The 12,993-nt window shown below is 37.1% G+C and carries 17 protein-coding genes; 7 read left to right on the top strand and 10 right to left on the bottom strand.

Going from position 1 to position 12,993, the window contains the following annotated elements; genetic code table 11:
- Nucleotide 1: 1 nt before the first annotated feature.
- The 6 genes from EHQ58_RS04250 to EHQ58_RS04225 are packed head-to-tail and all read right to left on the bottom strand — an operon-like array spanning nucleotide 2 to nucleotide 5,378.
- Nucleotides 2-847, bottom strand: a complete 846-nt coding sequence (locus EHQ58_RS04250; protein ID WP_135622353.1) for an LB_053 family protein — start codon at nucleotides 845-847, stop codon at nucleotides 2-4.
- Complete coding sequence (locus tag EHQ58_RS04245) at nucleotides 847-1,671, bottom strand: DUF58 domain-containing protein (protein WP_135622351.1); 825 nt, start codon at nucleotides 1,669-1,671, stop codon at nucleotides 847-849. The genes EHQ58_RS04250 and EHQ58_RS04245 overlap by 1 nt, the downstream gene beginning before the upstream one ends.
- An 8-nt stretch (nucleotides 1,672-1,679) precedes the next feature.
- Nucleotides 1,680-2,660: an AAA family ATPase gene (locus EHQ58_RS04240; RefSeq protein ID WP_135622348.1), complete on the bottom strand. Its 981-nt coding sequence runs from the start codon at nucleotides 2,658-2,660 to the stop codon at nucleotides 1,680-1,682.
- Entirely contained in the window at nucleotides 2,651-3,973 is a 1,323-nt protein-coding gene (locus EHQ58_RS04235; RefSeq protein ID WP_135622346.1) for an LIC20035 family adhesin, read from the bottom strand. The genes EHQ58_RS04240 and EHQ58_RS04235 overlap by 10 nt, the downstream gene beginning before the upstream one ends.
- On the bottom strand, nucleotides 3,970-4,512 hold the full coding sequence (locus tag EHQ58_RS04230; protein WP_135622344.1) for a PaaI family thioesterase: 543 nt from the start codon (nucleotides 4,510-4,512) through the stop codon (nucleotides 3,970-3,972). Before EHQ58_RS04230 ends, EHQ58_RS04235 begins: the two co-directional genes overlap by 4 nt.
- Nucleotides 4,513-4,535: 23 nt before the next feature.
- A complete protein-coding gene (locus EHQ58_RS04225; RefSeq protein ID WP_135622342.1) occupies nucleotides 4,536-5,378 on the bottom strand; it encodes an alpha/beta fold hydrolase in 843 nt (280 codons plus the stop codon).
- A gap of 82 nt (nucleotides 5,379-5,460) precedes the next feature.
- Between EHQ58_RS04225 and EHQ58_RS04220 the strand changes: the two genes are divergently transcribed.
- Together EHQ58_RS04220 and EHQ58_RS04215 are read left to right on the top strand one after the other, a co-directional pair.
- Nucleotides 5,461-5,886, top strand: a complete 426-nt coding sequence (locus EHQ58_RS04220) for a hypothetical protein (protein ID WP_135622340.1) — start codon at nucleotides 5,461-5,463, stop codon at nucleotides 5,884-5,886.
- 1 nt (nucleotide 5,887) lies between these two features.
- Nucleotides 5,888-6,133, top strand: coding sequence for a hypothetical protein (locus EHQ58_RS04215; RefSeq protein ID WP_135622337.1), 246 nt, complete (start codon nucleotides 5,888-5,890; stop codon nucleotides 6,131-6,133).
- A gap of 17 nt (nucleotides 6,134-6,150) precedes the next feature.
- On the opposite strand, the gene EHQ58_RS04210 is transcribed toward EHQ58_RS04215, so the two are convergent.
- Genes EHQ58_RS04210 through EHQ58_RS04200 form a run of 3 tightly spaced genes read right to left on the bottom strand, consistent with a single transcriptional unit; the run spans nucleotide 6,151 to nucleotide 8,479 of the window.
- Nucleotides 6,151-6,657, bottom strand: a complete 507-nt coding sequence (locus tag EHQ58_RS04210; RefSeq protein ID WP_135622335.1) for a low molecular weight protein-tyrosine-phosphatase — start codon at nucleotides 6,655-6,657, stop codon at nucleotides 6,151-6,153.
- A 2-nt stretch (nucleotides 6,658-6,659) separates the two neighbouring features.
- Entirely contained in the window at nucleotides 6,660-7,364 is a 705-nt protein-coding gene (locus tag EHQ58_RS04205) for a M48 family metallopeptidase (RefSeq protein WP_167883528.1), read from the bottom strand.
- On the bottom strand, nucleotides 7,361-8,479 hold the full coding sequence (locus EHQ58_RS04200; protein ID WP_246047127.1) for a putative porin: 1,119 nt from the start codon (nucleotides 8,477-8,479) through the stop codon (nucleotides 7,361-7,363). Before EHQ58_RS04200 ends, EHQ58_RS04205 begins: the two co-directional genes overlap by 4 nt.
- A 98-nt stretch (nucleotides 8,480-8,577) precedes the next feature.
- Here EHQ58_RS04200 and EHQ58_RS04195 point away from each other — a divergent pair, with 98 nt between their 5' ends.
- From EHQ58_RS04195 to EHQ58_RS04180, 4 genes are read left to right on the top strand one after another with little or no spacing between them, the layout of a single operon-like run.
- Nucleotides 8,578-9,456: a ParA family protein gene (locus tag EHQ58_RS04195; RefSeq protein WP_246047166.1), complete on the top strand. Its 879-nt coding sequence runs from the start codon at nucleotides 8,578-8,580 to the stop codon at nucleotides 9,454-9,456.
- Nucleotides 9,440-10,144, top strand: coding sequence for a ParB/RepB/Spo0J family partition protein (locus tag EHQ58_RS04190; protein WP_135622327.1), 705 nt, complete (start codon nucleotides 9,440-9,442; stop codon nucleotides 10,142-10,144). The genes EHQ58_RS04195 and EHQ58_RS04190 overlap by 17 nt, the downstream gene beginning before the upstream one ends.
- Nucleotides 10,145-10,153: 9 nt before the next feature.
- A complete protein-coding gene (locus EHQ58_RS04185) occupies nucleotides 10,154-10,813 on the top strand; it encodes a DUF1569 domain-containing protein (RefSeq protein WP_135622325.1) in 660 nt (219 codons plus the stop codon).
- Nucleotides 10,810-11,415 carry an NADPH-dependent FMN reductase gene (locus tag EHQ58_RS04180; protein ID WP_135622322.1) on the top strand — a complete coding sequence of 202 codons (606 nt, stop codon included), beginning with the start codon at nucleotides 10,810-10,812 and terminating at the stop codon, nucleotides 11,413-11,415. The genes EHQ58_RS04185 and EHQ58_RS04180 overlap by 4 nt, the downstream gene beginning before the upstream one ends.
- On the opposite strand, the gene EHQ58_RS04175 is transcribed toward EHQ58_RS04180, so the two are convergent.
- A complete protein-coding gene (locus EHQ58_RS04175) occupies nucleotides 11,381-12,547 on the bottom strand; it encodes an acyltransferase family protein (protein WP_135622320.1) in 1,167 nt (388 codons plus the stop codon). The two genes, EHQ58_RS04180 and EHQ58_RS04175, sit on opposite strands and share 35 nt — an antisense overlap.
- A gap of 2 nt (nucleotides 12,548-12,549) precedes the next feature.
- On the opposite strand from EHQ58_RS04175, the gene EHQ58_RS04170 reads away from it, so the two are divergent.
- Nucleotides 12,550-12,990, top strand: a complete 441-nt coding sequence (locus EHQ58_RS04170) for a Crp/Fnr family transcriptional regulator (protein ID WP_135622318.1) — start codon at nucleotides 12,550-12,552, stop codon at nucleotides 12,988-12,990.
- Nucleotides 12,991-12,993: the final 3 nt, after the last annotated feature.

The raw sequence follows: 12,993 nt of genomic DNA, 5'->3' as shown, positions 1-12,993 counted from the left end.
ATTATAATTTAAGTTTTTGTTTCCAATCTAGCCATAGCACTTGGGCTTCGTTTTGCGTTAGTTGTTTCTCAAAGTCAGAGTATTTAACCGTCCTAAAGATATTTCTTATTTCTCGCAAAACTGATTCTTCAAGCCCGCTATGATCGTATAAGTATGCCAAGAATTCCGAGTCTGTTTTGTGTAATAAATTAGTTTTGAGTCGATAAGAGTATTCTTCCTTGCAATAACTCGTGAAAAAATAACAAAAATCTTTATAAGGCATACTATCCTTTTTTAGAAATTCTTCTAGCAGGTAAAGTTTTTTCACTCGCATTTCTAGCTCTGGGATGTTTTCCCAATCTGCGTTCACAATTCTGTTTTGCTGTTTCCAATAAACAAACATAGCGTATACGAAATAGAGAAGTAAAAGAAACAATAAAATGGCAATTATAAGGCGGTGGATGTATTGACCACTGAAAGAAAGAGGAGGTTCATTTTCTTCGAGATCGGTTTCCGTACCTGAAAGTCTCGTATGGATAAGGATTTTAAACTCTGAATCTTTAAGTTTTGCATTTTCTTCCCATGAAATGGGCAATATAAATTCTCCAGCCGCATAGAATCTTAATTTTAATCTAAGATTCTTTTCTGTTTTTTCAATCTTTAAGACCTTGAATAGTGGTAAATCTTCACCCTCTTCAAAGAATTCATCAGTTGGATAACTTAATGATTTTGGGAGCGTATTCTCAAATTCGATTTGATAATCAAACGCATCACCGACATAAATATTTTTTGATGATAGGTGCTCTCTTGGTGCACTTGCAAGAGGTAGGCTGATCAGAACACAAAAAAATAAATATAATAAATTCACTAGCGGCGTTCCCGTTGAAAGAGTGCTAATAATTGTGAGCTTAAGCGCTTCTCTGGACGAATGGTTATTTTATTGAATCTGAATGTAGAATTAAAATTGTTTAAATCTACATGCAATCTGTCTTTTCTTGTGAGAGCCGAGTTTGATTCTGAATCTGCCAGTTCGAAGATTCGAAACCAAAAAGGCAACTCCCTCTCGGCAATTTCCTCTTCTATCCATATACCGTAATTTTCCCATTTATTTAATTGAGTCTGTAATTCTTTAAAGCCATCAAAGTAACAGAAATCGGATAACCAGTAGCAGATTGTAAATTTGGGAGAGATTTTACTTAAATATTCTAACGTTTTCTTGTAATTTGTAATACCTTTTTGAATTGATCTAAACTTATCGGAAAGATGTTTAAATTCAAAATAAGCATCGTTTTCGCGAGAAAGAATTCTTCCCGAATGGTAGGCGATCTCTGAAAATAAACTCATCCTCACCTTATTTCCAAGCTTTATATGAAAGAGTGTTAGGAAGAAGGCAAGTTGAAACGCTGATTTTTGTTTTGACTCGGACATCGAACGAGAACAATCGATGGCGATGATGACAGGTACATCCTGCTCGGAATAATATTCTTTTACGTAAACTTCGCCAGTCCTGGACGTTACGTTCCAGTCAATGTATCTGGTATCATCTCCATAATTATAAAGTCTAACTTCCTTAAATTCGATTCCCCTGCCCCGATTAGATGGTGTTAATCCTCCAGATCCGAGGGACTTAAATTTCCTTTTGGTTTCCCATTTTAGAATATTTAATAACCGCTTAAGATCTGGTTCTAGCATATGTTAAACTACGGGACTTCTGTACTAGTTAATACTCTTTTGATCAATGACTCAACTGATACGTCTTCCGTGATGGCATCCAAGGATAGATGAATGCGATGATTGACAGTGGCAGAAAAATATTTGATGATATCTTCTGGTATGACAAAATCTCTTCCTTCTGTTAATGCATTGATCTTTGCAATCTTAAGTAGGGCAAGACTTGCTCTCGGGCTTGCACCATGTTTGATATATTGTTTTAGATCAGAATCTTTGATTGAATCTGGTCTCGTGTTTCTAATCAATCTAACGATGTACTGTTCCAGTTTCACATCGATAAAAATTTCATCTGCTGTCTCAGATAATTTGTTTAAGTCTTTTGGTGCGAGTACCTTTCTGCTCTTTTTTGGTTTGAGCTGTAAGTTACCATGCAAATTTAAAATTTTTAATTCTTCATCTTCGGACGGGTAATCCACGGATACCTTAAATAGGAATCTATCTAATTGCGCTTCAGGAAGTGGATAGGTTCCGTCCTGGTCAATCGGGTTTTGAGTCGCGATTACGAAAAATGGAAATTCCAAATCGAAAGTTGTTTCCGCAATCGTGACTTGTTTCTCTTCCATACATTGCAGTAAAGCGGATTGTACTTTTGCAGGTGCCCTATTGATCTCGTCGGCAAGCAGTATATTTGTAAAGATGGGACCTTTTTTGATCTCGAAGGATACAGATTTAGGATTGAAAATGTTTGTGCCAGTAAGGTCCGCAGGCAGTAGATCAGGAGTAAACTGAACCCTACTAAATTTTACATCGATACAATTTGCTAAACTCTTTGCTAACAGCGTTTTGGCAAGACCTGGCATCCCTTCTAAAAGAACGTGCCCTCTGGCAATCAGGGCAATGATGATGGGATCAATGACGGAGCTCATCCCAGAAATTTCCTGGGATAGCTCAACTTTTAAATTCGTTAATGTTTGATTGATTTCTTTTAAAGTTGATTCACTTATTGGCATTGTGTTGGTGTTAGTTTTGGTTTTGGAGAGTCTAACATATAGTATTCTTTTTTACCATTAACCAACCAGCAGCCATTTTTTTTGCCAGATTGGTCAACAGGTCCCTTTCCAAATTCTTTCCCCTCTTCTGAATATTCTGTGGCATCATCCGAAGATCTAATTACGATTCGCTTTTTACCAGAAGGATAAAAATATGTGAACGGAATCGAAGGTTTATAATTTAATTTTAGATCGTTCGTTTCCTCGTTAATTTTAACCAAGGAAAAGAATAGTTTCCCATCGCCAAGAATTTTGCCTTCCTTATCGTAAATTTTAGCAGTTTCGAACATGCTTTCATTTGCCATAATTCCGTCGTATCCCACTTGACCATTATTATAAAAGAACTTCCAGGCGCCTGTTCGTGTATGTTTTCTTGGGCCTGTGCCAAATAATTTTCCGTCTGGATAATACTCTTTCCAGATACCAGAACGCTCGTATTTGATTTCGGCATCTTCAGCGACTCCAGCTTTTAAGGAATAGCTTCCTTCCGCTAAGATATTTTCCTTGTTACCGTACATCTTCCATTGGCCATTTCTTGAGCCATTCACATAATTTCCTTGAGATTCAATTTTCCCGTCTTTATAGTAATTCGTTTCCAAACCATGTTTCTTACCGTTTAGGAAACTAACAGACGTTTTTATGCCATTGCCGTCGCTTCCAGTAAAATGGTAAGTCCAAGGGCCGTCCTCTTCATTGTCCTTATGATTTCCTTTTTCAAGCCATTCGCCTTTGCTATTTTTTTTCCAATAGGCGCCATTTTTCTTATCATCATGGTATTCCGTTTCACTTGTGATAACGCCTGCTTTGTCATAACTACGTGCAATGCCCTCTTTTTTTCCATCAACCCAAGGCACCTCACCGATTGTCTTGGCTGGGTTTTCCGGATCCGGTTTTTTCCAAGTGCCCACTTTTTTGCCATCCTGGTATTCGCCAGTGGAATCAAGTACAGATCGATATTTAGGATTCTCGGCAGTGGAGCCTTCTTGTTCAAACTGAAGAAATTCTTCCCAGGTTCCGTGTTTCACTAGAGATTTAATCTTCGGTGGGGCAAATTTCGAAACTTGTTCTTCCGTACATTTTACACCTCCACATTCTGCTTTGACTTCGCCTTTGGCTCTAACCCCGCCAGAATTTTTAAATCTTTCGATTCGGATCCATTTTCCATTTTTGGAAATCAATTCAAATTCTTCAGTGCCCTCACCACCGTCTTTGTTAGAGGTTGAGGAACAAAACGTTAAGCCAGCGGCTAAAAAAATGAGAACTAAATATTTCATGAGCTTATCCTATCAAATAAATGTGCACGATTCAATTTATTCACTGACAGGAGATCAAACGCAACCGAGTTTTTTTCTCCAGTCAGTTTCTCAGAGAAAAATCGAGGAGGCAAAATGTGAAATACCCCCTCCCCTTTCACATACAAAATGGATCCGTCAGTAGAGGAGAGCTCGCATTCTAGGAATACCTTTCTCTTTGCTCTTCGGACAGGCCATGCCCGGACTAGTAAATCTTTCTCAACGGGAGTCGCTTTATGAAATTTGAAACTCATTGTGTCTGTCATTACGATAAATCCAAGGTGAAAACATAGATCACCCATAGATTCATCGAGCAGCGTGGAAAGAATCCCACCATGCACAAAGGTGGGCGCACCATTATAAAATTTTCGAAAATTATAAATAAATCGTACCTCGCCACTCTCGTCATCGAATGTAAAATCTGCCCCAAGGCCGAGAGGGTTTTCTTTTCCGCATCCAAAACAAGTATTGTGATGAATTTCTGATCCATGTTTGGAAGGTGTGAGTTTTGTAATGTCCATTTAAATTCCCAATAAATAATGATCTATGATTTCTGTAAAAAATTGAGGATATTTTCTGCGATCAATTCTGGAAAGTCTAGATGTAAATGGTGGCCGCCACTTAGCGTAATTTCCTTTAGATTTTTTACCGCTTTCTTTCTATTTTCGTAAATACTTGCAATGGGGTACATAGATTTGTCACCCAAGATGAGTAGGGTAGGGCAATTTATATTTTCACAAAATGAGGTTACTTGCTCTTCCGTTAGGCGGAAAAGTGAATTGTAATGCAATCTTAAGTCACGCCTGGGTTTTAATCCTTTTGGCCCTTTCTCAAGACCACGTTCCATAATTTTTTCAACAGACTGTCTACTCATGTCTCCCGCTCTCATCCGGACAGCAATGGCGGATTCCCAATCAGGGAAGTAGGTTTCCTTTTTACCTCTCGGATGTAAAATTTGAGTTATTGCATCCTTTAGAATTTCAGGCGCTTTGCTTGGAGGACTTGATATGGGGCCTAAGGCCTCTATTAAAATTAATTTATCTATTTCAAGCAAACCTGTTCCTGCAACTAATGTAGATATGGCGGCGCCCATTGAATGCCCAAGTAATATGAAATTCTTTAAATCGAGAGCTTTCGCAATGGATATGATCTCGACGGTATATTCTGCAAAATGATATATGGTCCCTTCAGCTTTATGGCTAGATTTCCCGTGGCCTGGGAGATCTAGCGCGATAAAGCGGTAATCCGGGAAAAAATGTGCAAGCGGTTCAAAAGAATTGGCATTGTCCAGCCAGCCATGAAACGCGAGGATAACAGGTCCCTGAGGATTCCCCCACTCTAATCCTTCAATTGTATGGAACTTGGATTGGATACTAATCTGTTGCATAAAGTTATTACTTTATGAAAGGCGTGAAAGTAAAACAAATAAAAAAGATTGAAGTATCGGGACTATCAATTATAATCATGAGATGAAGTATTCGATTCATCTAACCTTAATCATTTTAGCTTTCCACTCCCTTTCGTCGGAAGGTACCTTATCAAAGTTGTGTAACTCCTTTTCCGATTGTACAGCGAAAGCATTGAAAACCGATATATACAGAAAGAAAATTTCGTTTTATGAAGAGGCTTTGAGAATTTTTAAAAAATCTGATGGTGATCTCGCTAGATCTAAAGTATTGCTCTTGAAGGCAAACGCGACAGTAAGAGAGGCCCTTGGAGATACAGGCTATAAGGGTGAAATCGCCTTAAAAGTTACACATAAACCAGAATATAAATCTGCTCAATTAAAAAAAGCTACAGCCGATTTAGATGAAGCAGAGAAACAGCTTGAAGAGCTTGGCGAAGGCGAACGAACGTTATTTGCTGAGTTGAGGGAAATGATCAAATCAAATTAATATGAAAGCGGTTATCTTGCTTTTGTTTCTAAATGCATGCATGCTCTCTAATGAGCAGCATTTACTAGAGGAATGTTCAAAACAAAAAGAGCGTTCCTATCGCTATATGATTCCCATACTCGAAAGATTTGCACCAAATGTAGATAGTTCAGATTCAGGTAGAGTGTATGTCATCAATACAGAATTAGTTGATCGCAAATGCAAATCCGAAGCCAAAAACAGTAGATATCAATTAAGAACAAATTAGCAAAAAGATCAAATGCCTTACTTATAGGCTAGTCCATGTTTCTTTATTAAAAAGTTTAAAAAGGACTTTGATGCGTGCTCTACAATCGATTGTACTTTTATAAATGCAGCCGTATCACCATAGTAAGGATCGGGAACCTCTAAAGATCTTGCTTCCTTTTCATAGGCTCGAAACAAGCTAATCTTAGCGATCTGTTCACGGTTCCTTGCTAGATTGCTTAGGCCTTGCGCATTTGATTTATCCATGGCTAAAATATAATCAAATCTCTCAAAATCTTCCATTTTAAATTGTCTCGAGAGATGATCAAGTTCCAGCCCAACGGATTCTGCGACCTTCCTAGTGCGTGGATCTGCAAGTTCTCCGACGTGATAGCCGGCAGTGCCAGCCGAGTCAATTTCAAATAAGTGCAACATGTTCTGAGTCTTGACTAAGTGTTTGAAAGTTGCTTCGGCTATCGGCGATCTGCAGATATTACCAAGGCAAACGAAAAGTATACGAATTTGAGATATATTTTTAGTTTCCATTTTTAAAATAAGTAGCAGAGAATTTTTTGACCATTTGTTTTTATCCATTTTTCTGCGATCTCGTAGTCTGGATCTAGAGATTCGAGAAGACTCCAGAATTTTTTTGAATGATTGTGTTCTTTTGTATGAGAAACTTCGTGAAGAATTACATATCGAAGGACAAATTCAGGACAGAAAATCAGAGCAAGATTTAACGTAATCTTATTCCTTGGGCTACAGCTCCCCCATAATGACCTCATAGATTTGATTGTAAACGAATATCGTTTTGTTCCGATTTCTGCGATTTTTTTTTCGATCACGGGGATGCTTCTATTTTCAAGTTCTTCCTTGAGAAATTTTAAGGCACGTTTTGTACGACCCTGTTCAGACCTAAGACCTTTGATATTGAGTATAAATAAGTTCTCAGTAAGTTTTGTCTTTTCTGATACACTATAGGAGATTTTACGGTGCACACCAAATATAGGGAGAATCTCACCATCGTTAAATTCGGTCCTTTTTGGGTTGTGAGTTTTATTTTTGTTATAGCGTTCTTTTACCCAAGACTTTCTTTCTTCGAGAAATTCTAAAATAAATTTGAAGCTTACGCTCTTTGGATATCGAATTACAATTCGATTATTCGGATAAACAGAAAGGGAGACATTCTTTCCTTTGTTTTGGATCAGTTCACAAGGATAACCTAAGCCTGGATAATCTATTTTTGATTTCATTTTATAGGGTTTTCGGTCGCGTTTTCTGTATCCCATTGAATTTTATTTAGGAAACCAAGTTCGATCGAGAAATCTTTGATATTAATATGAGACTTAAAGCCACCAGAAAAGTTTGATATAATATCCTCTTGAGTGAGCCCTCCTCTAGCAGTAAACTTTCCTTCGGAAAAGAAACGCCGATGCGATATTTTTAAATAACTTAACCAAGTATCGGAGAGTTTATAGCCCCCTTCTAAAGTAGATTGCCAACCGAAGCCTGTATTATCGGAAAGAAAATTAATTGATCGTTGCACATGATAATCTCGCGAAATAATTCTGCCAATCGATGGCATAAACGCAAAATCAATATAGTATTTTTCTATCGAATGTCGATAACCAACACCGTAAAATAATTCATAAAGATTGTTCGAATATGATAATCCCAGACCAATTGGTCCATAGAAGACCGGCCTTGAATCGACAAATTGATTAACATCATAAAATAAGTATTTAAAATAAGAGTATCTTAACCCAGAGGTAAGAAAGAATCCGCTACCGTTTGACCAGTGATCCGGACTACCTGTTTGAAAATAAAATCTACCAAAGCCTTCGATAAGATCTTGCCTAATTGAGGACTTTCCTTTCCCATCTGCAAAATTTCTGGTACCGGAATAGACGCTTCCACTGTCGTAATAGCTAAATTCTCGCGTTGCAATTTTAGTCGCATTTTCCTGAGATGTATTGCCCATTACGAAATCCTCATCTCGCGCCTCCCCAGAATTCTGTGTCCATCCAGTTGATTTAAGGGCAACTCTTGCTTCCCATTTATCCTTAAAATATAATCCTGATAAACCAAACTGCGTAAATGTTCTAGGAAAGGAAATTCTGGAGCCACCTCTGATTCCAGAGAGATTGGGGAATCGGTTGCCTGTTTCAAAAAGGAACTCCCCTCCCCCTCTCTCGATACTTGACCCCCAAGTAATTTCGGCAACTAAGGATTGGGCAGAAAATAAAACAAAGAATGCTGAAATAATTAACCTTTTTGTGTGCACCAAAGGAACCATTTTATAACACTCATAAGTGTAAATCCAATATCCTCGGCTTAGGGGTGAAATGATTTCACCCAGATGTGACATAATTAAATTGACAGATGGGAACTTCTTAAAGACTTTATATAGGGTGAACTATGTTTGAAGACAATCTTGATTATTCTTCTGAAGAAGCCGCAAGGATAATGAGGCAGGATTTAAAGGCATTTTTGGATCATGCCAAAGAATTTAAAATACCTGGTTTTAAGGTAGGGAAATTCAAGGGTAGTGTTTTAAACAAGTACTATGAGGTCCATTCAAGCGAATACTTCGACTCTCACGTTATAGCAATTTCAAATCAAAAAGGTGGTGAAGGAAAGACAACAATTAGCCTTTATTTGTCCGAAGCACTAGCTCTTGAGCATAGGGTCCTTCTTGTAGATTGGGATCCCCAGGCAAATGCTACGCAACTCTTTCTTAAGAATGATATACCGTCTGTAATGGATTGTCTTGGATATCGAGGCAGAAAATCGAAGCCCTTAAAAGACATTATCAAAAATGTACTTCCAAATCTTGATATAGTGCCTTCAAGTTTGGAGCTGGCTAATCTGACAACACCTTATGAGAGGGATGATTTTGAACTCCTTAAGGAATCATTATTGCCAATCCGATCGGAATATGAATACATAATTATAGATTGCCCTCCTTCACTTGGACTAATTTTGGAGAATGCTTTAATTGCTGCAGATTATATTCTTGTCCCGATTCAGACGCGCGCTTTTAGTTTGCAGGGTATAAAAGACTTATATGAAACGATTCTTAAAATTCAGAAAAAGGCGAATCAGAGATTGACCTTACTCGGAGCGGTACTAAATCAATATGAATCTCAGAAAGCTTTAACGGGACTAGCTGAAGGAATTAAAAAATATTTTCCTGTGTTTGAAACGGTGATAGCTAGAAGGGAGTCAATCCCTCAAGCTCAGGCAAAGATGACACATTTAGCAAAGATAGATAATGCCACATTAAAAAATTTCAAAGACTTAGCAAACGAGTTGAAGGAAAAATTGAATGTCGAAAAAAAGTGAATTTCGGGCCCTAGATTTAATATCTGCTTACACGGACAAAAAGCAAAACCCTTCTACACTTGATATTTCTATTATTCTACCGAACCCTAACCAGCCTAGGCTTATTGGCAAAGAGGATGTGGATGATCTGGTCCAGTCTATGGACAGGCTAGGTTTGATAGAGCCGATTTTGGTTCGTAAGGACAAGAGTAAATATTTTATAGTCGCTGGAGAACGAAGGTATAGAGCTGCATTAAAATTACAGTGGCAAGAAATACCCGCCATAATAACTGACGCTGATGAGGATATATGTTATGAGATGTCACTCGCAGAAAATGAAAAACGCAAAAATTTAAATCCCTGGGAAGTCGGACGTGCAATCCAATATCTTCGGAAAGACAAAAAAAAGACAGCCGAAGAGGTATCCGTACTTTTGGGATATAGTGAAAGGTACATCAAACAATTGAGTTCAATTGCTCGTTTGGATCAAAAATCGGTAATGGAACTTATCATCTCAGGTCAACCTGCATCAGTTAAAAATCTAGAAAGCATTTTAAAAAAGAAAGAGAATCGCGGGGGTGAAATGATTTCACCCCAAAAACAAAAGAAAATGACGGTCTCCATTGACTTAAGTAACCTAACTATTAAGGCTAGGGAAAACTTTCAGAAAGATTTTTCCAACCTAAAGAAAAAATATGGAATTAAATAAGAGGAAAATATGAAAAACCCATTAAAATTGAGAAATATTTCGGATGTAGAGGATGAGCTAAATATCATTATTTCCTGTCAACATCGACCCAAGTATGATTTAAGTATTTTTCAAATTTTTGAATTTATTTCTTCGAATATTGAATATTCTATTCAAAACGCGGGCTCTAAAAGTTCTGTTGGTTTCTGGAATAGATTCGTAGGGAAATATAAATTTGCTAAATTGGTTTCATCCGGAAATTATACAAAAGCAAATCAGATTATGGGATTCCCGAATAAGGTTGAAACTGGCGATCTCAGATCAGCTGAGACTAGACTTAAGACAGCCTTGACTGCCTTTAAACTTCATTCAGGTCCTTTTGGTGAACATCCAGTTTACGGAGCCCTAGATAAAAAACAATGGGAAAAAATTCTGAGTATACTATCTTCATTTCTTTTTGGTTATATTGAGTTAGAAGGAGATGAGAAACTCCGTTACCTAAAAGACAAAGAAGCAAAACGAGAAAAAGTTGAGCAGGTGAAGCAAGACTTAAGGGAGAATCAATATTTAAAAGAAGCATCTGGATCGCGAGATGGAAATCAACATAAGAATAATAATCGCAGATGGAAAAACAAAAAGAAAAGTAACTATAAGGGAAACAAGAATCATGGAGGAGGGGGGACTAAATGAAGATTGCTTTAATTTCCGGCAGTCAACGAAAGTCTTCTCAATCCACCAAAGTGGCAAATTTTTGTAAAGGCATACTTAATGATAAGGGGATTTCTGATACATCAGTATTTGACTTAGGAGAAACTCCTCTACCAATATGGGAGCCTGGGATGTGGCAGAAGGACTCCGAGATTAAGTCGCTATGGAAAAGCGTTTCGAAAGATTTGGTTTCATCTGATGGTTTTGTGATAATATGTCCTGAATATTCCGGCATGGCCAGTCCTGCGTTAAAAAATCTGTTCTTATATTTTTCTGGGGAAGATCTTGCTCATAAGCCTGCCTTAATTATTACGGTTTCATCGGGTTTAGGCGGTTCTTATCCGAATTCTGAATTAAGAGCATCAAGTTATAAGAATACGAGAGTTGTTTATATCCCCGACCATGTCATAGTCCGATATGCTGAAAAAGTATTGAATGCTACGACTGCAAATTCAGAGGATGATGAAAGAATAAGAGCTAGAATAGATTATTCCTTAGATATCTTGGTTGAATATGTTAAAGCGTTACAATATGTAAGGTCGAGCAAGGTCATCGATTTGAAGAAGTTCGCAACTGGTATGTAATGAAATAAGCAAATCCGCCAGGAATTCCTACATTTAAGATTAAAGTTAATAAATATCCAATATACGGATTGAAGAGCATATATGGATCAAAAGCGTGCATTTGATGGATCACAAATGGATGTAATAGAAATATATACAAACTATTCTTTCCTATGAATCCTAAGAATTTATAAAAATAATTTTCTGCTGAAATCGGTAGAACATGATTTAGAATTAGAATAGACAGGAGTGGATACACGAGGTGATGATTTTTTAGATTTATATTTTTCAAACTGAAAATAAATAAGAGGACAATGCTAGCCAAAAATAGAAATATTTGGGACTCGAACTGAAGCCGTATTTTTGAAGAATTCGAAATCGAGAATTTCTTTAGAAACAATCCCAGAAAGAAAAAAAATAAAAAATTGAATACCGATAGTGGTGCATACCATTCAGGAAATAAGTTATTGAATACATTAAAATTTGAGATAAGATTTACGATTATGCTCAATGCAAGCAAGATTATAAGGTTTGAATCAGTCAGAATTCTCTCTGGAAGAAAATAATAAATTATATAAAATTGAAATAGAAGCGGAACAAAATAATAGGGGGCAAATATAGATCCCGTTAAATACCGGATTACAAAATCAGGTATGGTATAGGTTTGATATTTAATTAGATATCCTATAATGCAAGCGATCGTATAAGGCAATAGTAGGCTTTTGAACTTACTTCGCCAATAATCATCTTTTTTATTTAGATAAAGAGATGATCCAAAAATAAAGACAGGTACTGAAAACCTGCTTAAATTCGAGAAAAATAATGTCCATGTGGTGACATTAAAATCTGTAGGATGAAAAAATTCGAAATAGGAATGTATATGGATACAAACAATCCCGATCATGGCAATTCCGCGCATCTGGTCTAGTCTACCATCGCGGTTTTCTCTAGAAATAGAATAGGGAATCGAAGTAGGAAAACGGAAAATATAAGCAATTATTCCGTATAAACTCACTAGTACTATGCCTAATAACTCCCATTCCATAGAAATAACTCCTTTTTTTTCAATATTCTTGTAGATTCTCCGTAGCGGAAGTGAAAATGAATTCAGAAATCCAGTGAAAATGCCAAAAATAGATATAGGAGTATTCATGGATGAGTAAACTGAGCGTTCCCGCTGGCAAAAGGATTTTCGCAGAAGGAGAATTGAATAATGCGATGTACATTATCATTCAAGGGAATGTGGAAATATTCTTTACCGTTAACAACAGTCAGACGCGGTTGGCGATAATGAAGCCTGGTGATTTTTTCGGAGAGATGGCATTATTCAGTTCTAACCCAAGAAGTGCTACTGCTCGCACGATTACGGTTGCCGAACTGGCAGTGATTGAGAGTAAACAACAGCTAGAAAATTTTTTAGTGAAGAATCCAAAATTTGCTGCGAAGATGGTTTCTATAATGGCTGATAGATTAGCCAGAACGAATGAGTTATTGATTACTAGTATGGAAAATGCAGTAGCTAAGAAAATTGAATTTAGCACGAACAATGAAAAGGAACAAACAGCAGCCGAGTCAGGTGTTGAGGATCTCGATTGATGA

The organism is Leptospira ognonensis (assembly GCF_004770745.1).
Lineage (GTDB): Bacteria > Spirochaetota > Leptospiria > Leptospirales > Leptospiraceae > Leptospira_A > Leptospira_A ognonensis.
This window is presented reverse-complemented; position numbering and strand designations above follow the sequence as displayed.